This is a genomic window from Bacillus basilensis (genome assembly GCF_050630465.1).
Classification (GTDB): domain Bacteria; phylum Bacillota; class Bacilli; order Bacillales; family Bacillaceae_G; genus Bacillus_A; species Bacillus_A basilensis.
Genome location: NZ_JBNTQO010000005.1, coordinates 161,686 through 183,094, shown reverse-complemented (window position 1 = coordinate 183,094; position 21,409 = coordinate 161,686). Strand labels below are relative to the sequence as shown.

General features: G+C 34.7%; 21 protein-coding genes. 6 read left to right on the top strand and 15 right to left on the bottom strand.

Annotation, left to right across the window (positions count from 1 at the left end; translation table 11 throughout):
• The first annotated feature begins 205 nt into the window (after window positions 1-205).
• A complete protein-coding gene (locus ACQVV1_RS12870) occupies window positions 206-892 on the top strand; it encodes a hypothetical protein (protein WP_060630159.1) in 687 nt (228 codons plus the stop codon).
• Between the two features lie 29 nt (window positions 893-921).
• Here ACQVV1_RS12870 and ACQVV1_RS12865 read toward each other — a convergent pair whose 3' ends face one another.
• From ACQVV1_RS12865 to ACQVV1_RS12800, 14 genes are all read right to left on the bottom strand, one after another.
• Window positions 922-1,536 carry a peptidoglycan DD-metalloendopeptidase family protein gene (locus ACQVV1_RS12865; protein WP_242251175.1) on the bottom strand — a complete coding sequence of 205 codons (615 nt, stop codon included), beginning with the start codon at window positions 1,534-1,536 and terminating at the stop codon, window positions 922-924.
• Between the two features lie 85 nt (window positions 1,537-1,621).
• Entirely contained in the window at window positions 1,622-2,203 is a 582-nt protein-coding gene (locus tag ACQVV1_RS12860) for a cob(I)yrinic acid a,c-diamide adenosyltransferase (protein WP_242251174.1), read from the bottom strand.
• Between the two features lie 132 nt (window positions 2,204-2,335).
• The gene (gene resE, locus ACQVV1_RS12855) at window positions 2,336-4,111 is read right to left on the bottom strand and encodes a sensor histidine kinase ResE (RefSeq protein ID WP_080468676.1); all 1,776 of its coding nucleotides are present in this window, start codon (window positions 4,109-4,111) and stop codon (window positions 2,336-2,338) included.
• Complete coding sequence (gene resD, locus ACQVV1_RS12850; RefSeq protein WP_002017976.1) at window positions 4,111-4,827, bottom strand: DNA-binding response regulator ResD; 717 nt, start codon at window positions 4,825-4,827, stop codon at window positions 4,111-4,113. The genes resE and resD overlap by 1 nt, the downstream gene beginning before the upstream one ends.
• Before the next feature lie 302 nt (window positions 4,828-5,129).
• Window positions 5,130-6,287, bottom strand: a complete 1,158-nt coding sequence (resC, locus tag ACQVV1_RS12845; RefSeq protein ID WP_242251173.1) for a cytochrome c biogenesis protein ResC — start codon at window positions 6,285-6,287, stop codon at window positions 5,130-5,132.
• Between the two features lie 14 nt (window positions 6,288-6,301).
• Window positions 6,302-7,927 (bottom strand): cytochrome c biogenesis protein ResB, encoded by a 1,626-nt coding sequence (gene resB / locus ACQVV1_RS12840; protein ID WP_242251172.1) that lies wholly within the window; start codon window positions 7,925-7,927, stop codon window positions 6,302-6,304.
• Between the two features lie 121 nt (window positions 7,928-8,048).
• Window positions 8,049-8,570, bottom strand: a complete 522-nt coding sequence (resA, locus tag ACQVV1_RS12835; protein WP_063224408.1) for a thiol-disulfide oxidoreductase ResA — start codon at window positions 8,568-8,570, stop codon at window positions 8,049-8,051.
• A gap of 93 nt (window positions 8,571-8,663) precedes the next feature.
• Window positions 8,664-9,392, bottom strand: coding sequence for a 23S rRNA pseudouridine(2605) synthase RluB (rluB, locus tag ACQVV1_RS12830; protein ID WP_063224409.1), 729 nt, complete (start codon window positions 9,390-9,392; stop codon window positions 8,664-8,666).
• 289 nt (window positions 9,393-9,681) lie between these two features.
• Window positions 9,682-10,212, bottom strand: coding sequence for a spore maturation protein SpmB (gene spmB, locus ACQVV1_RS12825; protein ID WP_098557124.1), 531 nt, complete (start codon window positions 10,210-10,212; stop codon window positions 9,682-9,684).
• Window positions 10,209-10,805, bottom strand: a complete 597-nt coding sequence (gene spmA, locus ACQVV1_RS12820; protein WP_000247806.1) for a spore maturation protein SpmA — start codon at window positions 10,803-10,805, stop codon at window positions 10,209-10,211. The genes spmB and spmA overlap by 4 nt, the downstream gene beginning before the upstream one ends.
• Window positions 10,798-11,922, bottom strand: a complete 1,125-nt coding sequence (dacB, locus tag ACQVV1_RS12815) for a D-alanyl-D-alanine carboxypeptidase DacB (protein WP_063224411.1) — start codon at window positions 11,920-11,922, stop codon at window positions 10,798-10,800. Before dacB ends, spmA begins: the two co-directional genes overlap by 8 nt.
• A 190-nt stretch (window positions 11,923-12,112) precedes the next feature.
• Window positions 12,113-13,027, bottom strand: a complete 915-nt coding sequence (locus ACQVV1_RS12810; RefSeq protein ID WP_242251170.1) for a superoxide dismutase — start codon at window positions 13,025-13,027, stop codon at window positions 12,113-12,115.
• A gap of 105 nt (window positions 13,028-13,132) precedes the next feature.
• Window positions 13,133-13,624: a YpuI family protein gene (locus ACQVV1_RS12805; protein WP_063224413.1), complete on the bottom strand. Its 492-nt coding sequence runs from the start codon at window positions 13,622-13,624 to the stop codon at window positions 13,133-13,135.
• A 22-nt stretch (window positions 13,625-13,646) separates the two neighbouring features.
• Window positions 13,647-14,036, bottom strand: coding sequence for a hypothetical protein (locus ACQVV1_RS12800; RefSeq protein WP_063224414.1), 390 nt, complete (start codon window positions 14,034-14,036; stop codon window positions 13,647-13,649).
• 186 nt (window positions 14,037-14,222) lie between these two features.
• Here ACQVV1_RS12800 and mprF point away from each other — a divergent pair, with 186 nt between their 5' ends.
• Window positions 14,223-16,808, top strand: a complete 2,586-nt coding sequence (gene mprF / locus ACQVV1_RS12795; protein WP_242251168.1) for a bifunctional lysylphosphatidylglycerol flippase/synthetase MprF — start codon at window positions 14,223-14,225, stop codon at window positions 16,806-16,808.
• A gap of 4 nt (window positions 16,809-16,812) precedes the next feature.
• Here the strand turns inward: mprF and ACQVV1_RS12790 are convergent, their stop codons facing one another.
• Window positions 16,813-17,601, bottom strand: coding sequence for a DUF8832 domain-containing protein (locus ACQVV1_RS12790; protein WP_199677584.1), 789 nt, complete (start codon window positions 17,599-17,601; stop codon window positions 16,813-16,815).
• 175 nt (window positions 17,602-17,776) lie between these two features.
• Here ACQVV1_RS12790 and deoD point away from each other — a divergent pair, with 175 nt between their 5' ends.
• The 4 genes from deoD (at window position 17,777) to ACQVV1_RS12770 (ending at window position 21,404) form a co-directional block, all read left to right on the top strand.
• Window positions 17,777-18,484, top strand: a complete 708-nt coding sequence (deoD, locus tag ACQVV1_RS12785) for a purine-nucleoside phosphorylase (RefSeq protein ID WP_000110707.1) — start codon at window positions 17,777-17,779, stop codon at window positions 18,482-18,484.
• A 156-nt stretch (window positions 18,485-18,640) separates the two neighbouring features.
• A complete protein-coding gene (locus tag ACQVV1_RS12780) occupies window positions 18,641-20,452 on the top strand; it encodes a sensor histidine kinase (RefSeq protein WP_063224417.1) in 1,812 nt (603 codons plus the stop codon).
• A 107-nt stretch (window positions 20,453-20,559) separates the two neighbouring features.
• A complete protein-coding gene (locus tag ACQVV1_RS12775; RefSeq protein ID WP_000806236.1) occupies window positions 20,560-21,090 on the top strand; it encodes a tyrosine-type recombinase/integrase in 531 nt (176 codons plus the stop codon).
• A 119-nt stretch (window positions 21,091-21,209) separates the two neighbouring features.
• Complete coding sequence (locus tag ACQVV1_RS12770) at window positions 21,210-21,404, top strand: DUF3924 domain-containing protein (protein WP_001094861.1); 195 nt, start codon at window positions 21,210-21,212, stop codon at window positions 21,402-21,404.
• Window positions 21,405-21,409: the final 5 nt, after the last annotated feature.

Sequence of the window (21,409 nt, the reverse complement as noted above, 5' to 3'; positions counted from 1 at the left end):
GGATTGTGAACAAAAAAATCGTAACTTATTAAAAATAAGTTATTGATTTTACATAATCAAAACCATTCATTATATTTTACAATACACCCCATATTTTTTAGCATTCGGCATTTCTCCTATAAATCCCCTAGTCATATATAATTAAAAGTGATAAGATGTTGAATTGTTAAGATAAGAACATTTTCTGGATTATGGAGGAAATGTCATGAAGAAAGAAAAGAGACACTCTATTCGAGAAACAATGAAAAAAAACTTAAGAAAAGAATACTTTTACTTAAAAAAAGAATTACTTTTCTACTGTCCAATTGATTTAGGCACATTCTCAAGCGAGACATACTATGCTACTTTCGACGAAGATGGCATCAGTATTTATCAGTATGATAAAAAAACAGAGAGTAAATTAAAATTATGTGAGCGTCATCCGTGGAAAAGTTGGAATAAAGTGAAGGTGGATCATTATTTAACAACTTCTCAATTTATTTTTCAAGGGAAGCGAAACTGGATATTATCCCTTTTCCAAAAAGGAAAAGAAGCTCAAAAAATAATCGAAGAGCATACATCTTTACAAACTGAAGTTGTTTCCCGCTCTTTCTTAAAAAAGCTTCCAGGTTTCCGTTCTAATGCACCGTTGAATAAATACATTGGCAGCATTTGCTACACTGCACTTATTGCATTTTTATTAAAATGGATGATTCCATTTCAAGCACCACAAATCGCCCTGTACTCCATTTCAATTGGTTGTATGCTCCTTGGTCTACTTTGTTTGACAATCGGTTTAATTGAACCGACTATTGTACTTTTTCGAACAAACGAAAAAACCAGAACAAAAGTATTTTACTTATATAGCTACTTAGCTATTTCTGGATTTATATGTGTCTTTATTTTTTGGTAAAAAAAGAGCTAGTTAAACTAGCTCTTTTTTTACTTTACGTATAATTGTTGATTTGGATAAATCAGCTCTTGCTGCAGCCCATTTTTTTCTTTAATTTCCTTAACAGACATGCTAAATTTCCGTGCAATGCTAACTAAAGTGTCCCCTTTTTGAACGACATATAACGAGGAAGAAACGACTTCGTTTCTTTGTTCATGTAAAACAAGCAATGGATTCATCGCATTCTTTTTTGCCATCGTCCATCTTCCTTGATGAACTTCTAAATGTAAGTGTGCACCTCGAGATTCTCCTGTATTCCCTACTTCTCCAATTATTTCTCCTTTTGAAATATAATCCCCTTGAACTACATATCTCTTATTTAAATGTGCATACACAGCCTCATATTCTCCATGTTTAATAAATACAACATTTCCATAACTACTTGAATAATAAGACTTTGTTACCTTACCATCTTGAATAGCTGCCACCGCCGAGCCGATCGGTGCCGCTATATCTATACCGTAGTGTTTTCCATGCCTTGTCCCAAAATAATCACTTATCTGCCCTTCAACAGGCCATGTCCACCGGTTTCCCTCTGCGTACACATGTAATTGAGATAAAAACAATATAGTCAATAACATGACGCCGTATTTTAAACCTTTCATATACATCCTCCGTTTTCTAATTACCACCATACCTTCTCTATTTTGGTATATTACAGAAAAAAGTATACAAAAAAAAGAAAGTGGATTACTCCACTTCCTTCTCTTTCTTATCACGAAAAACGATTGCACTGCGATTATACTCCACATCTTTTACTTGTACTCGAGCGTTTATTACTCTAGCTACTGCAAACAAATAATCAGATAATCTATTTACATACTTTAGAACAACTTCGTTTATTTCCCCTTCTTTTTGTAAGGACACTATACATCGTTCTGCTCGCCTTACAACTGTACGTGCAATATGAATAGCAGCTGCCGACTCGCTTCCACCTGGTAAAATAAAGCGTTCTAACGGCGGTGCTTCTTCTATATACGAATCAATCCTTTTTTCTAAGCATTCGACCATTTCGATTTTTACTTTATAAGGAATTTTCCCCGCTACTATCGCCAAGTCTCCTCCGCAATCAAATAGTTCGTGTTGAATATTTTCAAGTTCATTGTAAATATCTCCAAAAGACTCGCCTTGAAGCTTAGTCATCGCATATCCAATATGAGAATTCGCCTCATCTATCGTGCCATATGCTTCCACTCGGATATCATCTTTATCCACTCTGCCGCCTATTACACCTGTTGTCCCTTTATCTCCTGTTTTTGTGTATAATTTCATTGCTTTACGACACCCCTCTTATTCTTCATTCAACTACGATAAAAAAAGTTCTACTATTATTTATTTAATTGATTTTACAAAAAAATAAAAAACAGTAGAACTTTATTCATTATCAACTTTAAAAACGCATATCTAAATTATACGATTTGGTAAATATACAGAGAATGTAGTTCCCTCTCCAACAACACTTGAAACAGTAATTTTCCCATCATGGCCTTGCACAATATTTTTTGCAATCGCAAGCCCGAGTCCTGTTCCACCTTTTTTCCCACGTGTTCTTGCTTTATCAGCTTTGTAGAAACGATCAAATAAAAATGGAATATCTTCTTCTGGAATGCCAGCGCCCGAATCTTGCACTTCAAAAATAAGACCATTATTTTTCGTATCAATTACAAGCGTTACATGTCCACCTGCATTTGTATGACGAATTGCGTTATCAATTAAATTTGTCAATACTTGTTCCATACGATCTGCATCAAACGGGTATCGCTCTATTGGATTTTGGAAATCAACCGTTAATGCAACTTCTTTATCCTTTGCAATACCTTGGAATTTACGACCTATTTTTTCAACGAAAGGATGAATATCAACTTCACCTATATGTAACTCTACATTACCACTTTCCATACGCGCTAAATCTAATAATTCATTTACAAGTTTACCTAAACGAACAGATTCATCATAAATGATTTGAACAAACTCATTAATTTCTTCTTTCGTTTGCACAATATCATCTAAAATTGCTTCACTATACCCTTGAAGCATGACCATCGGTGTACGAAGTTCATGTGATACGTTCGCAATAAAGTCTTGACGCATCTTCTCCAGACGGCGTTCTTCCGTCATATCACGCAATACAGCTACCGCCCCGCGAATTTTCGTTTGATTGTAAAGCGGAGTCATAAGAACTACATAGTTACCTTTTTGTAAATTAATTTCAACCACTTGTTGTTGTTCGCTTTCTACAACTAGATGGAATAGTTCAACAAGTTCAGAAGGAAGCTTTTTACTTAACTCTACTTCTTTCTCTTCTTGCCAAACTTGCAAGAAATGTTCCGCTGGCGGATTGATTACAACGACTTCACCTTCTTGATTTAACGTAATAACCCCATCTGCCATACTACTTAAAATACTAGCTAACTGTTCTTTCTCTTGCTGCAAGGCATTCATATTAAACTTCAACTGTTTTCCCATTTGATTTAAGGCCGTTGCAAGCTCACCAATCTCGTCCTGAGATACCATAGGAGCTTTCGCATCAAACTTCCCACGCGAAACCTCAAAAGCAACCTCACGCATTTTACGGAGTGGTGCTGTAATTCGAGTAGATAAGAAGAATGCAAAGAAAGTTGTTAATATAATTGCAATCCCTGCTGATAAGAATATAAAATCAGTCGTTCTCTCCATACCTTGTATCGGAACTTGTAAAGATTCGTATACAAACACTGCACTTTGATTTTTGGAGTGTACTGGTTTTCCGACAATCATAATATCATTTTCAGTATTTTTATTCTTTCTACTATTAGAAGCTTTTCTAATGTTATTCTTAATTTCTTTTTTGTCTGTAAAAACAGCCGCTAATTCTTTATCTTCTTTTAAGTCATCCATTGTAAGAGTGACTAATCCTTCTTGTTTCGGTGAAGATGAAATTTCCTTACCATCTTCTACAATAATAATCCTTGAAAGTGGATCAGAGAATTTGTACGCGATATTCTCAATCGTTTTTACATCGGCACCTTCTTCAATTAACTCTGAAACACTTGTTGCAACTTTTTGAAGCCTAGCTTCACTCATATCAACATAATATGTTCTAAAAAACTGTGAAAGTAAAATCGCAACAAATCCAAGTACAAACGAAACGAGAAGTAATATGGTCATCCATAACTTCCCTACTACACTTCTCCAAAGCATCAGTCGTTCACAACCTCAAACTTGTAACCTACGCCCCAAACGGTAACAATCATCTTCGCAGCATCTGGTGATTTTTTGCTTAACTTCTCACGTAAACGCTTTACATGCGTATCAACTGTACGTAAATCTCCGAAGAATTCATATTGCCATACTTCTTTTAACAATTGCTCACGATCAAATACTTTATCAGGAGCTTTCGCTAAGAATAATAGTAATTCGTACTCTTTCGGTGTTAAGTTCACTTCATTACCATCTGCTGTAACACGATGTGCATCATTATCAATTGTTAAATGAGGGAACACAGTAACATCTTTTGTCGTTGTATCTTGTGTAAAGAATGTTGTTGGTACAGAACGGCGTAAGACCGCTTTCACACGAAGCACTACTTCACGTGGGCTAAATGGTTTCACAATATAATCATCAGTTCCTACCTCAAACCCTTGTACTCGGTTTACTTCTTCACCCTTTGCTGTCAACATAATAATTGGCGTCGCTTTCTTCTCACGAACCCCTTTACATACTTCAATACCATCTTTACCAGGCATCATAAGATCTAATAGGATTAAATCATAATCATTTTGTAACGCCATTTCTAAAGCTGTATCACCATTATCTGCTTCATCAATTGTGTATTGTTCTCTCTCTAAATACATTTTCAACAAACGACGAATACGATCCTCATCGTCTACAATTAAAATTCTTGATTCATTTTCCATTTTTACCCGTTGCGTACTTTTACCACAACGGTTCACACCTACCCTTCTACACTATTATGTTGCGCTATTCTCGTTTATTTAAGCAATCCTCTAACTGTTTCACTTCCCATATTATGCTTCACAAGAATAATAAAGTTTGTTCAATTTTTTTCCAAAACTATGTATTTTTTTTGAACAGTATATAATGTCCTCGACATCATTTTACAAAATCAACCGCTACTTTGTCATGTTTTTCTCAAAAAAGAAGAAAAATTGACAAAAATAAAATAGGAAAGTGACATTCACTCTCCTATTTTATTTCTCTATGCATATGAATGTAAACCCGCGATAATTAAATTTACTACAATAAAGTTGAACATAATGATTGCAAAACCAATTACCGCTAACCACGCTGACTTCTCTCCGTGCCATCCTTTTGATAGGCGTAAATGTAATACCGCAGCATAAAAGAGCCAAGTAATAAGCGCCCAAACCTCTTTTGGATCCCAGCCCCAAAAACGTGTCCAAGCTATTTGTGCCCAAATCATCGCAAAAATTAATGCACCTAATGTAAAAACTGGGAATCCAATTGCAATAGAACGATATCCGATTTCATCTAGTAAATCACTATTCGTATTCTTTACTAGCGGTTGAAGTGCTGCTGATACTCGTTTCCTTAAAACAAGTCTTAATACAATATAAAGTAATGTTCCAACTAACACTGACCAAATTACAGTATTTAATTTTTTTGCATTTACAATCGCTGGAACTTCAACTGTCGGTTCTAATTTATTTTCTGTCAGCAACTTCCCTTCATGCGGTCCAACTAAAGCCGGAAGATTGTACTTCATTTCCACTTGCTGTTCATTTTTATCAATCCATTGAAACTTCGCTTCATATTTCATACTAGAAAATACCGTTGTTACTCCAATAAATCCAACTGTACAAACAAGCGTGAACACTACTGTTTCTAACCAAAATGTACGTTTACTTTTCACTGATTGATCTACATTTTTCAATAAATACATAACGCCCGTAATAAAACTAATCGCTAAAATTGCTTGTCCTGCAGCCGCAGTCGTCACGTGAATATGTAACCAATTACTTTTCAAAGATGGAATAAGCGGCGATATTTCCCTCGGAAACATACTCGCGTAGGCAATTAATAAAATCGCAACTGGTAATGCAAAGAGTCCAATTATACTTACGCGGTACATAAAATACATGACAATAAATGCTCCGACTAGCATCATGCCGAAAAACGTACCGAATTCAAAAAAGTTACTAACTGGTGCATGTCCTGATGCAATCCATCTTGTAACAAAATATACTGTTTGTGCAATAAACCCTAAAATTGTAATCATTATTCCTACATTTGCCCATTTATGACCCTTTTCTTTAATTGCTCCCCCGAAAAATAGAGTTGCAATTAAATATAAAATAAATGCGGTAAAGAGAAAGTTACTACTTATTTGCACCATATCGTTTCCCCACCTTAACTAATTTTTTTATCAACTACTTTATCGTTTGGTTGCGGAATTGCTGTACCTTCTAGTACTCTTTCAATATCTTTCTTTAAACCGAACCAATTTTTATTCGTATGTCCTGCAATCCACCATTCATCATTAACGCGTTGTATCCAAATACGGCGATGATTCCAATACATTCCTTGAATGACACCAACCATAAATATAAATCCTCCAATACCGAGAATCCAAAGCGTTAAATCTTTCCTTACAGTAAGTGCTGTTGCATTTTGCATTTCAACACCTGCGAATGACATTTTATACTTATTGTTCCCATCAGGTTCTATATTTTGCTGAATACCAACAAAACTCACTTCACCATCTGGTGTTTCAGGCGTAAACATTTTAAAGACGAATGCAGGATTGTTTGGTAATTTCGTTTTTGTGTTCGGTCTTCCACTCTCGTCAAAATAAAAATCAGGAAAATAGCTTAATAGTTCTAGAGAATAACCATTTCCTAAATCATATTTTTCTGTAGGATTCGTTAAATCAACTTTAATTGGTCCCAACTTTTGATTGTTTTCTTTATTTTGCAAATGGAAGGACATGCTTTTAAATTCACTTTCTTTATAATCCACTTGATAAATAGCAAATTGATCAAATTTCAGCGGTTCATTCACTCGAATTTCCGCTTTTTTTACCTTTTCCAATTTCGGTTTTTGTCCTGCTATATTTTCGCCGACCGCTTTATATAATACAGCATTCGTTTGGAAGTTTTTCGCAATCATTTTATCACCTACACGGTCAATTGCTTCATCAAAAACTTCCTTGTCCTTACTTTTATCATAAACTTCCTTTATAAACTTCTCATTTTTCAAATAGTATTGGCCATCCGTCCCTGGTATTTCTTTCGTTTCACCATCGCGTAACCAAAGCGCTTCGTCTACGTACATACTCGGTAAAAACCGAAGCATTGCACCGAATAAAAAGATAATAAGACCGATATGATTCACATATGGACCCCAACGCGAGAAACGTCCCTTTTCTGCTAAAACGTTTCCCTCTTCCACTTTCACATTATAGTTCGTTTTCTTTAAATTCATTTGGATTCTTTCCAAATCACCATCTTGCGGTGTACCAATGCCGTATAATCTTTGTCTCTTTAAAAAGCTAGGGTGTCTTTTCACCCCTTGTTTTTTTAAAGCTTTATAAAGCGGAATAACACGATCTAAGCTACATATCACAAGCGAAATACCAATTGAAGCAATTAACATCATATACCACCATGAACCGTATAAATTATTAAATCCTAATTGATAGTATAATTGTCCTAAAAATCCGTATTCTTGTTTATAATATTCAGCTGGTGCAACCCCTGGAGTTATGTACATTTCTTGCGGAAAAATAGTTCCAATCGCTGATGCAGCTAAAGTGATCACAATGAGCCATACACCCACTTTTACAGAAGAGAAAAAGCTCCAAATTTTATCGACGATCGTTTTTGTTTGCGTGAGAGATCTACGAGCACTCCCCTCATAGCGCATATCCAATAGTTTTATATTTTCATTACTTTCAAATGGTTTCCCACAAGCTTCACAAAAAACAGTTCCTATCGGATTCACATGTCCACATTCACACTTAATTTCTTTCAACACTCTCACCGCCCCTGTATCTATATGTACCATTGTATATTCTAACCTCAAGTTACCGCAATACTCAGAATTTTTAAACCAGAGGCGCTATAGGCAAGCACCTCTTATGTAAAGGCTTTCTTTATTACGGAGTAATTTTCTTTAAATATCCTTCTAGCTGTTCTTTCGTTTGTTCACCTATAATTTGCTCCACTACGTTTCCATCTTTATCAATCAAAAAGCTTGTCGGTAACGGTCCTACTCCATATGTCCCTATGATTTTTGTTCCTTTATCAATAGCAACTGGAAATTTCAAATCATATTGTTTTACAAAGTTCTTAACAGCAATTTCTGTTTCATCTGCATCTAACGCAATAATTTCAACGCCTTTTTCTTTATACTTTGGATATAGTTCATTCATATAAGGCATTTCTTTCTCACAAGGTTTACACCAAGTGCCCCAAAAGTTTAAAAATACACCTTTTCCCTTTAAATCTTTTAATTCAATTTTCTTTCCTTCTAAATCCGTCACAACAAAGTTAGGTGCTTCTTTTCCAATTTGCATTTTCTCTTTATCAGCAAAAAAACCTTGATAAAGTGTAAATCCTACAGCACCGCTTAAAATGAGCAGAATAATAACGCGAAATAATAAGCGATTTTTTTTCATATTGTCTCCCCTCTCTTCGACGAGTGATGAATATATGTATTTTTAATAAATCACCAGCGGAACATTCCACTGGTGAAAGTTTCACAATATCGATTAGCGAGGCTTTGTAGAAGCCAATGCACGTAATTGTTTCACCTCATGTGGTGTCAATTCTCTTGCATCACCAGGTCTCAGGCTTCCTACTTCTAAGAAAGCATAGCGTTCACGCTTTAGTTTCACTACTTTACAATCTAAAGCTTCAAACATACGACGTACTTGACGGTTACGTCCTTCATGAATTGTTAATTGTACAATCGCCATTTCCTTACGCTTGTCCCAAGAAATAATCTTCACACGAGCTGGTGCTGTTTTTCCGTCTTCTAGTGCAACACCACGTTCTAACATGCGAATTTTCTCACCTGTTAGTGGACCTTTTATTTTTGCAACATATGTTTTTTCAACTTTATATCTAGGGTGCATTAATACGTTTGCAAAGTCCCCATCGTTTGTCATTAATAATACGCCAGACGTATCATAATCTAAGCGTCCGATTGGGAATAAACGTTGTGTAATCTCTGGGAAAAAGTCTGTTACAACATTTCTTCCTTTATCATCTGATACACTTGAAATTACGCCAGTTGGTTTATATAGTAAAAAATAAACAGGTTCTTCTTTTTCAAGAGGGATGTTATTTACTTCTACTTTATCTTGAGGAGTTACTTTCGTTCCTAACTCCTTCACTATTTTTCCATTAACTTTCACTTTTCCTTGCTGAATTAATTCCTCAGCCTTTCTTCTCGATGCAATACCTGCTTGCGCAATCACTTTTTGTAATCGTTCCATTTCTTTTTTTCACCTCGAATTTATCTTACCTTACATTAGAAAGACTTGGCAACCGCATACGCTTGACGGCTTTTCGCTTCATCTTACTTAAACAACATAGCGATGATAATAAACATATAAAGGTCAAATCATGTTTTTACCTTTTATTATTGTCCATTTTTTTCATATTTCTCACAATAAAAGTTCATCATTTTGTCAAAAATACCGCATAAAAAAACCACTATTAAGCAGCACCTTAATAGTGGTCGTATACATATTATAAGCGAAATAGCATAAAAAATGAATAGTATTACTTAAACATTAAAGAAACAAACACAATTGAACAAATAATTCCAATCAAATCGGCAAAAAGTCCTACTTTTAATGCATCTCCCATTTTTCTAATTCCAACAGCTCCAAAGTATACTGTTAAAATGTAAAAAGTCGTATCTGTACTCCCTTGCATCGTAGAAGCCAATCTTCCAATAAACGAGTCTGGCCCATATGTGGCAATTAAATCGGTCGTTATACTTAAACCAGCAGAGCCTGAAATAGGGCGTATAAGTGCTAGTGGAACAATTTCTGCTGGGACATGAATTAAATCTAATATCGGCTTCATTACTGATATCATTGCATCTAATGCACCTGAAGCCCGAAATATAGAAATAGATACGAGCATTCCAACCATAAACGGTAAAATAGAGATCGCAATTTGAATCCCTTCTTTTCCTCCCTCAACGAAAGATTCATACGTCGGAACTTTCTTTATCGTTCCATATAAAAGGATAAAACCGATTACACAAGGGATTACCCATAATGATATCGTATTGACAATACTCATTTTTTCCGCCCCTTCCTACTCCTTCTTCGGTAAAAATAGCGATCAATCCAAATCGCTCCGATCATAGAGAGTACTTGTGCAATGAATGTTACCCCAACAATTTCAGTAGGATTCGCTGATTCATACGTCATTCGAATCGAAATGACAGTAGTAGGAATTAAAGTAATCGCTGATGTATTTAACGCGAGAAAAGTCACCATAGAACGGCTCGCCGAATCCTTCCCTCCGTTTAACTCTTTCAATTGTTCCATCGCTTTAATACCAAGAGGGGTCGCTGCATTACCTAATCCAAAAAAGTTTGCCATCATATTCGATAAAATAAATCCCATTGACGGATGATCTTTCGGTATTTCTGGAAACAACCTTTTTACTATCGGCATAAAAAGTGACACTAACTTTTTTAGCAATCCTGCTTCCTCTGCAATTTTCATTAAGCCGAGCCAAAATACTAAAACACTAATAAGTCCTATACAAATTGTTACTGCATCTTTTGCCCCGTCAAATACGGCTTTATTTATTGCTTCCATCGTTCCATTTATCATGGCATATACAATCCCTATGACCGCCATCGCTACCCATACGAGATTAACCATCGCTCCCAACACCTATCATATGAGAAAAAATTTCTTTCACATTATTCCAGTACATTCCCGTTGTAGCTACTAACTTTCGTTTACTATAAAATAAATTCCGTTCTCCAACTTTCTCATTGCCAACATAAATTTCTGTCTTTCCAACCTTTACGCCATCTTTAAGTTTTGCACTTTTATCGAGTTCAACTTTTAATACGACATTCTTTCTTTCCTGCTCAGTTAAAGGCACCGCAAAATTATTTTTCGTGTAAACATGATTGGCATATTTCTTTTCAGTAATTTCAGCAAGAGCTCCTTGTCCTACAACGTTCGTTTGCTTGAAACGATCAAAACCTTTATCAAATAAATTCATATGATCATCCCAATCACTAGAAGCGCTCAAAGTTACGACAATTAAATCTAGTCCATCTTTTGTTGCTGTTGTAACAAGCGTCCGTCCTGCTTTCTTCGTAAATCCTGTTTTTCCTCCTGTTGCAAATTCATAATAAGACGTCACAAGTTTATGTTTGTTTTTCCACGGATAATCCCACGAATCTGATTTATACGTTTTTGTCCCAAAAATCTTCTTAAAGGTTTCGTTCCCCATTGCATACTTCGTTAAAAGTGCCATATCATAGGCCGACGAATAATGGGATCCATCTCCATCCAAACCATGTGGGTTTGAAAAGTGAGTATCTTTCATTCCAATTTGTTTCGCCTTTTCATTCATTAAATATACAAACCCTTCTATACTCCCTCCTACATTTTCAGCAATTACTTGTGCTGCATCATTACCAGATCTAAGCATGAGTCCGTATACTAAATCCTCTAACTTTACTTTCTGTCCAGGCTTCAAATAAATTGCTGATCCTTCTACTCTCACTGCTTCATTACTAACCGAGACCATTTCTTTCATTTTTCCTGATTCAGCAGCTAACAAGGCAGTCATAATTTTTGTTATACTAGCAATTTTTTGCGGCTCATGTTCTGCTTTTCCGTATAATACACGTCCAGAATGTTGCTCCATTAATACAGCATTACGAGCACTGACATTGCTGTTCATCTTTGCATATGTAGGAATTGGCATAACGCTTACATACATAATAAGAAGCGTAATGATTACACAAATTCGTCTCATATTTCCCCCCACGTCCTTTTGGCACTTTTTGTACAAGTGTATGCTTGGCCTTTTAAAATATGAACGAAATCTCCTTCTCTTCTCAATAAAGCAAAACTTTAATTAGTTAGGGATTTTCTCATCTTCCACTGATTAATAGTCCTTAATATTCGGGCGTTTACAGGATAAAAAAGACGCATACAATATGCGTCTAATACGGTGTCCATTCAATTTGTTTTGCACTTACAAATCTTTTTTCTACATCAGGCCAATTTACAACATGCCACCAGTTTTTAATATATTCATCTTTACGATTTTGATATTGTAAATAATACGCATGTTCCCACACGTCTAGTACAAGGAGCGGTATCGTATCCCATTGTGTAAATAATTGATGAAGTGTACTCTGCAAAATTTCTAACCTTCCAGATCGTGGCACCCAAACGAGAATCGCCCATCCTGACCCTTCCACTTTAGAAGCTGCTTCAGTAAAATGTTTTTGAAAACGTAAAAAGCTCCCAAAATCTTGTTCAATCTGTTGTGAAAAAGCCCCCCTTGGACTTCCGCCACCATCTTTTTTCATGTTATTCCAAAATATTGTGTGCAGGTAATGACCCGATCCATGAAAAGCCGCTTCTCTTTCCCAATGCTTAATCAAATCAAATTGATTCGTTTTTCTCGCTTCTTCCATCTTCTTCTCCGCTTTATTTAACCCTTCTACGTAACTACGATGATGTTTATCATGGTGTAACATCATAATTTCTCTAGAAATATACGGTTCTAACGCATTATATGGATACGGTAATGGCGGAAGTGTATGCCCTCCAATTGGAACAGCTCGTTCACTATCCCCTCTTTCATATAATTCATATTCCTCTTCACCCTGTACAAATACTTCCTGCAAATGATGCTGAATATGTTCTACATCATCACTTATTTCATACATAAACTCTGCATCTGTGTCGTACTCATGTTCTTTCATACGGTCTAATAACGTTTGAATTTTATAAGCAAGCATATGGACATCATACACTTCCATTGCACGGCTATCTAATACGTGAAGAACACTTTCACACCAGCTTTCTACTTCATGAAAGTAATCTGTAAATACACCTTGCTGACTCATGTTACACCTCCTTAATGCTATCCCCTTAAATATATTCAAAGGAAATCCCTTATATAACTGTACAAAAGGAAAAGAAGCTAAGTCCCCTTAGCTTCTTTTTCGCAATTAATATTTGTGTAACATCTTTGTTTGGTAATCCGTCTCATAATATTCTAGTTCTTCACGCATCAATTGAAATTTACCTTCTAAATTCTTCATTACTTGCTCTATAGATGCAGGTGGCGTTTGTTGAAACACGATGGAGTTTTTCCCTGTATAGGCAGACCGACTATTTTCATACCAATGATCACTCTTTGGTGAAAAAAACTCTGCAATTACTTGATGATAAATTTTATATAAAATTTTTTCAGCTGCTGTTTTTCGAAATGGCTGGCTATTCAACAAAACAAAACATGCATCATGTCCTTCTTCACAAAAAACAAGAAGACGCCTTATTGATGCTAATAACCCTTTATAATATTGCTCGTTCCCTGCCGGTGCCTCTTCTAATAAAGAAGGCAACGTATGATAATTTACATAATTGGTTATCAAAGTAATAACATCTTCTAAAAACATAGAAACTTGTTCTGTTTGATTTTCAACCATCAGATTAGACATTTTTTCCCTCTCCTTTGCCATTTCACGCTATTTCTACTCTTTTATTTTTATGTAATTCAGCCAATATTTCTTGTACTTTCACCACTGTTCCCTCATCAAAATATTGTCGGAATTCTTCTATAGTATTTAAATATAAGCGTTTTCGCATGCGATGCTCATTCTCTTTCACTAAACAACATATCGCTACAATATCCCGCAAATATATGTCTTGTTCTTCTACTTTACATACTGGATTTCCTTCAAAAGGAGTAATTTCTAGTAAAACTTCTTCAAAATATCGAACGTATAAAACAGAAAAAGTTCTCTCTTTATCATTTAATATATATGTCACTTCAGATCTATTAAAAAAATCTTCTGATGTATTAGGTTTTGCTTTCTCTAACTCATATCCCGCATAACCTATTATAATCATCTACTTCCCCTCTCTTCCTTCTTTCATTTCATTTTAACTTAATTTTCTGACAAACGAAATACTCTTTCAAATATAATCCTTATAAAAAATAGCTTCCCCATACAGGAATTTACCTTTTTATTTTTCTTGAAGTTTGTCATAATAATATTATTGTCTCAGTTTTCTTATACAAGGAGAGTTGTATTTATGTCGTTTTCATGGAAACGTTTCTTACAAATCGGGAAAATTATCTTCCCATTTGTTGTATTAACAATTGTATTCTTTCAAGCAAAAAAAGAATTAGCAGGCATTTCTTTTTTAGAAGCAATCGATACAATTAAAAACATTCCCACCGGAGGAGTCTTTTTAGCAATTACACTTGGCGCATTTGCCGTATCGACAATGTTCTTTTATGACTATGTTATGCTTCGTTATTTAAAAGCTGATATACCAGTCCAAAAGATTTTCCGCATCTCATGGATTGCTAATACTTTAAATGGCTTTATCGGATTTGGTGGTCTCGTTGGAGCTGGTGTACGCACAATGCTTTATCGTCCATACATAAAAGAAAATGGCAAACTTATTAAAAGTATCGCCTGGATGACAACTGCTTTTATTAACGGATTAGCCATTCTCTCATTCCTCGGCCTGATTGGAATATTAGACACAAGTTTTATTTTGCATGAAAAACCGTGGCTATGGCCTGTTCTTATCTTTTTCGCTCTTTTCGTCCCTATATATATTGGCTTTTCTAAACTAAAAAATAGAAAAACAAAGCAAACTGAAGGACAAGAAGAAGAAGGAGAAGAGAAAAACCCAACTGTTTTATACTCATTAGTTTCATTAGTTGAGTGGGTATCTGCTGGTATTGTTATGTACGTCATATTAATATTATTTGGTATCGACATCGAATTTCAAAAGTTTTTAGGTGTGTATGTAATCGCTGCTTTAGCTGGCGTTGTTAGTCTTGTGCCTGGTGGACTTGGTTCATTTGATCTTGTTTTTTTAACTGGACTCGGACAGTACGGCATTGATACAGGTGTATTACTACCTGCTATGTTATTATATCGCCTCGTCTATTACATTTTACCTTTCTGCCTTGGCCTTATTTTTGCAGCTTTTGAAATGACAGGTGTAGCCATTAAAAAGTTTGAAGATAAACCTTTTATTGCGCCTGCATTAGAAACAACTGGTGTTATATGGACTTTGCAGCGTGACTTTCTAGGAAAGCTTGGTTCATGGGCATCTGCTGCTTTAACAGTATTTGCTGGACTAATGGTTATTTTATCGACCATTCTACCGACAAGTATAAACAGAGCACACGCCTTACATATTCTAGCTCCAAAACATCTTATTCAATTTTCTTTTAGCTTATCACTAACATTCGGTATTCTCCTCCTAATCCTTTCACGTGGGATATATTATGGAACAAAACGCTCTTATTATATGACGATTGTTTCTTTAATTGGAGCGGCTATCTTTAATACACTAAAAGGAATTGATATTGAAGAAACGTTTATTTTATTAATCGTACTCGCGGTATTATATATGCTTCGAAAAAGATTTGTGCGCGAGAAAATGGAAGTCTCACTTTCTGATATGGTAAAAGTTTTTATATTCTTACTTGTAACGTTATATTTATATAAAAACTTAGGTATTTTATTTGCAGGTGCAAAAGAAGCTTTCAAACCTGATTTTGTCGTTCGTAATATTACGCAAGTGAAACGAAGTGCATTAGCAGCTGCCTTTTTCGTTCCTACCTTTTTACTGATTGGCTCACTCATTGCCAATCGTTATCGAAATGAATTTCCCGGGCAACCAGCTAATGACAAAAGGTTACAAAACTTTTTAGATGAACATAATGGAAATGTACTTAGTCATTTAGGATTTTTGGGTGATAAGCAATTCTTCTTCAGTAGTGACGGGAAAGCACTCCTTCTCTTCTCCATAACTGGAAAACGTCTTGTTGTATTAGGCGATCCAATTGGTGACCCGTCCTCCTATCGTACTGTGTTACAAGAGTTTTTAGCTGAAGCTGATCGATTTGGATACATTTGTGTATTTTATCAAATCGAAAGTAAATGGATGAGTTTATATCATGATTTTGGTTATAACTTCTTTAAACTTGGTGAAGAAGCTGTCGTTGATTTAAATACATTTACAATAACAGGAAAGAAACGTGCTGGTATGCGAGCGACTTTCAATCGTTTTGAAAGAGAAGGCTATACATTCTCTATTCATCAGCCGCCATTCTCAGACGAGTTATTTGAAGAGTTACGGAAAGTTTCTGATGCATGGCTCGGTGGAAAAAAAGAGAAAGGTTTTTCACTCGGATACTTCGATCGTGAATATATTAGCCGTGCTCCTATCGCTACATTATCTGATGCGGATGGAAAGATTATCGCATTCACAACCTTTATGCCCGTATATCAAGACGGATCATTATCTGTTGATTTAATGCGATATTATCCAGATGCACCTAGCGGCATTATGGATGCAATTTTCATCCACTTATTCCAGTGGGCAAAAGAAAATGAATATCATTCCTTTAATATTGGTATGGCACCACTTTCAAATGTAGGTTTATCAACACAATCTTTCTGGTCTGAACGGGTTGCTGCTGCCATCTTTAATAATGTTCGATATACGTATAGTTTCAGCGGGTTACGACATTTTAAAGAAAAATATAAACCAGCATGGAGCGGTAAATATTTGGCATTTAGAAAGAATCATTCTTTACCACTTACAATGCTCTCTGTTACAAAATTAATAGGAAAAAGAAAAAACAGCTAAAGATCTAGCTGTTTTTTCTTTTTTGAACTTGTACAATAAATTCTTTTTCATATTTCTTACCATTTATATAGAAATCCCCCCATATTTTATACGTTCCTTCACTAGGAAATGTAATACGATATTGTAATTGCTCATCTGTATCAACAGGTATTGCGTATAAAAAATTTTCCCTCGTTTCGTCCACGATATAGAGCGCCTCTACTTCTCCCCTCTCTGAATGTAATTTCAATTTTTCACCCTTTTTCGCTTGGAATTGAAATGTTAACGTCGCTGGTTCATTTGGATGCAAGGCACCAAATAAAAGAGAAACTTCATACTCCCCTATTTTTTTTGTAAGTACACTATCGATTGGAAATTTTACTTTTTTCTTATTTTTCTCGTCCATTTCTTTCCCAAAATCTTTCTTCGCAAATGATTGCACAGACTTATTTTTGTCTTCATATAAAAATATTGTATACCCTTCATCTTTCGCTATTTTAGAAGATACCTTATATGATCCATTCCCTGCGAATGTAGGTTTCATTTGTTGTACATGTTTTAATTGTCCGTCTACAATAATTGCCCGAATTTGATCATTCACACCACGAACTTCATTATTTTTATTATTTAATAATTGAAACGAAATATTTACCTTCTCATTTCCTTTTCCATTTGACACATCCCATTTTACTTCCTGAACATCACCTACAGTCTCTGTAGTTTCCTGATACTTTTTTATGTAAAATCCTCCTACTACAATAAATAGTAAAGCAACAAGTCCAATGACAAGATTTTTCAAAACATCACCTACCATATTTATTGTCTCTGTTCATACAAAACTTCTTACATATATATTCTAGATTATGATTTATGAAATCCTCCTGCTTTGCACATATTATAAATAATAAAAAGATTTTAATTGAAAGGATTCGTAGTGTATAATGCAAATGATATTGATTTCTATCAATACATTATAAGGAGGACTTTTCATGAGTGTACATATCGAAGCAAAACAAGGCGAAATTGCTGAATCTATTCTATTACCAGGTGATCCATTACGTGCAAAATATATTGCTGAAACATTTCTAGAGGACGTTACTTGCTATAATAACGTGCGTGGTATGTTAGGTTTCACTGGAACTTATAAAGGAAAACGTGTATCTGTTCAAGGTACAGGTATGGGTGTTCCTTCTATTTCTATTTATGTAAACGAATTGATCCAAAGCTACGGAGTTAAAAATTTAATTCGCGTTGGAACTTGCGGTGCCATTCAAAAAGACGTAAAAGTACGTGACGTTATTATTGCAATGACAGCTTGTACGGATTCTAATATGAACCGTTTAACATTCCCTGGTTTTGATTTTGCACCAGCTGCAAACTTCGACCTTTTAAAGAAAGCTTACGATGCTGGAACTGAAAAAGGCTTACACGTTCGTGTTGGTAACGTTTTAACAGCAGATGTATTTTACCGTGAAAGCATGGACATGGTTAAAAAACTTGGAGATTACGGTGTACTAGCAGTAGAAATGGAAACAACTGCTCTTTACACATTAGCAGCGAAATACGGTGTAAATGCGTTATCTGTATTAACAGTAAGCGATCATATCTTCACTGGTGAGGAAACTACATCAGAAGAGCGTCAAACTACATTTAACGAAATGATTGAAATCGCTTTAGATGCAGCAATTCAACAATAATACATTAAAGAACTCGTCATACGTCTGTCGAGTTCTTTTTATGTGACTTTTTATTAAAAACTACTTTCGGAAGAGACAGATTTTCTCCTCTACTTTTTTGTAACGTTTGTTATAATAAAGTAATCATTTACAGTATTTCTCACAAGAGGTGACGCAGTGAAAAACAGAAGTATCGTCTTTAAACTATTTTTATTAACATCAACATTATTTACAATCATATTCCTCCTTTTTTTCCTAGGACAATCTCTATTTTTAGAGAAATTTTATATTAATAAAAAAGTAAAAACAGTTCAAACTGCTTTTGAGAAGTTCGTAGATACGTACGAAAAAAGTGGGAAAAGTTATGAAGAAATTCGAAAACTAAAACAAGAATTTCATGATAAAACAAATGCTGACATGCAATTTTTAAATACGAATGGCATTATTAAAAGCGACAACAATTACTACATTGATGTATTTAACCCTAAAAATAATGAAACATATTCCATTCCGCTCAATAATCTTTTAACACCCGAAGAATATAAGAAATTCGAAAACTTAGGATTGAAAAAAGACGATGTGATAAACGTCGTCGGTTTGCTACAAAACAAAACAATAACACCAATAAAATTGACAACAAATTATAATCGATGGCAAAACGAATATACCAATTCAGATTTTTCATCTATTAATGGTAACCCTTCTAAAAATAGACTTACAAACCGATACAAAACTGTTACTCAAATTGAGTTTACTGGTACTATATCTAAGTTACAGCTTCCATCGAAAGCCGAGGTTCGTCTTGCAAATGATATTGAAACATTACAAGCCGTTCAATATTTTGCAGAGCTTATTAGAAATGGCACTGCTAACTCGCAGCAATTAAACACTTATATAATAGATAGCGGAGAGAATATAAAGAATAGTATCTTTGTAAAACCTATTATCGAAAATGGAGAGATTAAAGAATATGCTTTTGCGATAGCATCCTTGCAACCTGTTAATGAAGCGATGCTCGTTTTGAAAGATTATTATGTCTATGCCTTAATCATCGTATTTCTCGTAATTATTTTGTTATCCTTCTACTACTCAAAAATCATTGTGAAACCATTAATTAAAATTAATCGCGTTACAAAGAAAATGGCCAATTTTGATTTTAGCGAGAAATTACCTGTAACAGCAGATGATGAAATTGGCGGACTTTCCGGTAGTATTAATACGTTGTCTGTAAATTTAAAAGATCGAATCGATCGATTAAATGTTGCCAATACAAAATTACAACAAGATATTGAACGTGAACGTCAATTAGAGAAAACGCGAAAAGAATTCATTTCTGGTGTATCACACGAATTAAAAACACCGCTCAGTGTAATTAGAAGTTTCGCAGAAGGAATTAAAGATGGTGTTAGTAAAGATACGACGTATTACACAGATGTTATTTTAGAAGAAACAGAAAACATGAACAGACTTATTGTTGAAATGTTAGAATTAGCAAAATTAGAATCAGGTACGTACAAACTAGATATGACGACATTTTCAATCGGTGAATTAATTCAACAAGTCTATACAAAGTTATTATTTAGCATGGAGGAAAAACATTTACAAGTGAATATAGATGTAGACCCTTCTATATTTGTGAAAGCGAATCGTAGTCGTATTGAGCAAGTGGTTGTGAACTTACTTAGCAATGCAATTCGCTATACGCCAGATGGAGAAAAAATACAAGTCTCGGTTATGGCAATGGAAGATACAGTAAAAGTCGAAATCGAAAACACAGGAAACCCTATTCCAGAAGAAAGTCTTGAAAAAATTTGGGATCGTTTCTACCGTTTAGATGCATCTCGTAGCCGTCATACTGGTGGTACTGGTCTCGGTTTATCTATTGTAAAAAACATTTTAGATCTCCACCATGCCGAATACGGCGTATATAACACGACTAATAGTGTTATATTCTACTTTAATTTACAAAAAGTAAAAGAAGTCAAATAATTTGTCTTAATTTCACTAGGAGTTCACATGAAATTCACACTCTCCCTTTATAGTAAGAAACAAGTTAATCCTTTCCTTTACACATATAAAAGAGGAGAGTGCGTGAAATGAAACAAGCAGGACAACCTATTCAAAATGAAAAACAATTAGAAACTATCAAAAATATACTTTTACAATCTTCGAAACGTGATGGCTTATTATTCGTATTAGCTGTAAATTCTGGCTTAAAAGTAAGTGAAATCTTACAATTAAAAGTTAGTGATGTAATCGATGAAAATGAAAATGTTCGCCATTCCATTTTATTTTACAATGAAAAAGTAAAGAAACATAAATGGTTTGCTGTAAATGAAGACTTACAGCACGCGATCGAAGACTACATGAAAGAACGTAAAACTTGGAAACGTAATGAACCGTTATTAAAGTCTCAAAAGGGAACAAAATCTATTACGAGACAACATGCATGGTACATTTTAAACAAAGCTGCAAAAGAAGTTGGATTAGAAGGGATTAGCTCACATACACTTCGAAAAACTTGGGGATATTGTGCATACAAATCAGGTGTTGATATCGCATTTTTACAACACTTCTTTGACCATAGTACTCCATCTAAAACTTTAAAGTATATCGGTATTGCTTAATAACTCTTATACATAAAAAAGGTTACCATTTATAAATGGTAACCTTTTTTATGTTTCACACTCTCTTTGCTTGTCTCTCCTATATTGTAGTGGTACTCTAATAGTAAGGGGGAGAAATTATGAACACATTAACAATTGAATTACCGAAAGAAACGGCTGAAAAACTTGATTTATTAAAACAAGCTTATGAAAAGAAAACAGGTGCTTCTATTTCTGAAAGTACTCTTGTTCAAACACTTATCTCAAAAGAATTTATCCAAGCGATAACTCCTTTTGATTTACAACAATTCGTCACTGGAAAAGAACAGCATTAATTGCT

Coding starts and splice junctions, on each gene's coding strand:
- resE (WP_080468676.1), bottom strand. CDS start 4,111: ATGCTTTGGAGAAGTGTAGTAGGGAAGTTATGGATGACCATATTACTT.
- ACQVV1_RS12770 (WP_001094861.1), top strand. CDS start 21,210: ATGAACACATTAACAATTGAATTACCGAAAGAAACGGCTGAAAAACTT.
- rluB (WP_063224409.1), bottom strand. CDS start 9,392: ATGGAACGATTACAAAAAGTGATTGCGCAAGCAGGTATTGCATCGAGA.
- mprF (WP_242251168.1), top strand. CDS start 14,223: ATGTCGTTTTCATGGAAACGTTTCTTACAAATCGGGAAAATTATCTTC.
- ACQVV1_RS12805 (WP_063224413.1), bottom strand. CDS start 13,624: ATGTCTAATCTGATGGTTGAAAATCAAACAGAACAAGTTTCTATGTTT.
- dacB (WP_063224411.1), bottom strand. CDS start 11,922: ATGAGACGAATTTGTGTAATCATTACGCTTCTTATTATGTATGTAAGC.
- resC (WP_242251173.1), bottom strand. CDS start 6,287: ATGGTGCAAATAAGTAGTAACTTTCTCTTTACCGCATTTATTTTATAT.
- resA (WP_063224408.1), bottom strand. CDS start 8,570: ATGAAAAAAAATCGCTTATTATTTCGCGTTATTATTCTGCTCATTTTA.
- deoD (WP_000110707.1), top strand. CDS start 17,777: ATGAGTGTACATATCGAAGCAAAACAAGGCGAAATTGCTGAATCTATT.
- ACQVV1_RS12800 (WP_063224414.1), bottom strand. CDS start 14,036: ATGATTATAATAGGTTATGCGGGATATGAGTTAGAGAAAGCAAAACCT.
- ACQVV1_RS12860 (WP_242251174.1), bottom strand. CDS start 2,203: ATGAAATTATACACAAAAACAGGAGATAAAGGGACAACAGGTGTAATA.
- ACQVV1_RS12865 (WP_242251175.1), bottom strand. CDS start 1,536: ATGAAAGGTTTAAAATACGGCGTCATGTTATTGACTATATTGTTTTTA.
- ACQVV1_RS12870 (WP_060630159.1), top strand. CDS start 206: ATGAAGAAAGAAAAGAGACACTCTATTCGAGAAACAATGAAAAAAAAC.
- ACQVV1_RS12775 (WP_000806236.1), top strand. CDS start 20,560: ATGAAACAAGCAGGACAACCTATTCAAAATGAAAAACAATTAGAAACT.
- spmB (WP_098557124.1), bottom strand. CDS start 10,212: ATGAGTATTGTCAATACGATATCATTATGGGTAATCCCTTGTGTAATC.
- spmA (WP_000247806.1), bottom strand. CDS start 10,805: ATGGTTAATCTCGTATGGGTAGCGATGGCGGTCATAGGGATTGTATAT.
- resD (WP_002017976.1), bottom strand. CDS start 4,827: ATGGAAAATGAATCAAGAATTTTAATTGTAGACGATGAGGATCGTATT.
- ACQVV1_RS12790 (WP_199677584.1), bottom strand. CDS start 17,601: ATGGTAGGTGATGTTTTGAAAAATCTTGTCATTGGACTTGTTGCTTTA.
- ACQVV1_RS12810 (WP_242251170.1), bottom strand. CDS start 13,027: ATGAGTCAGCAAGGTGTATTTACAGATTACTTTCATGAAGTAGAAAGC.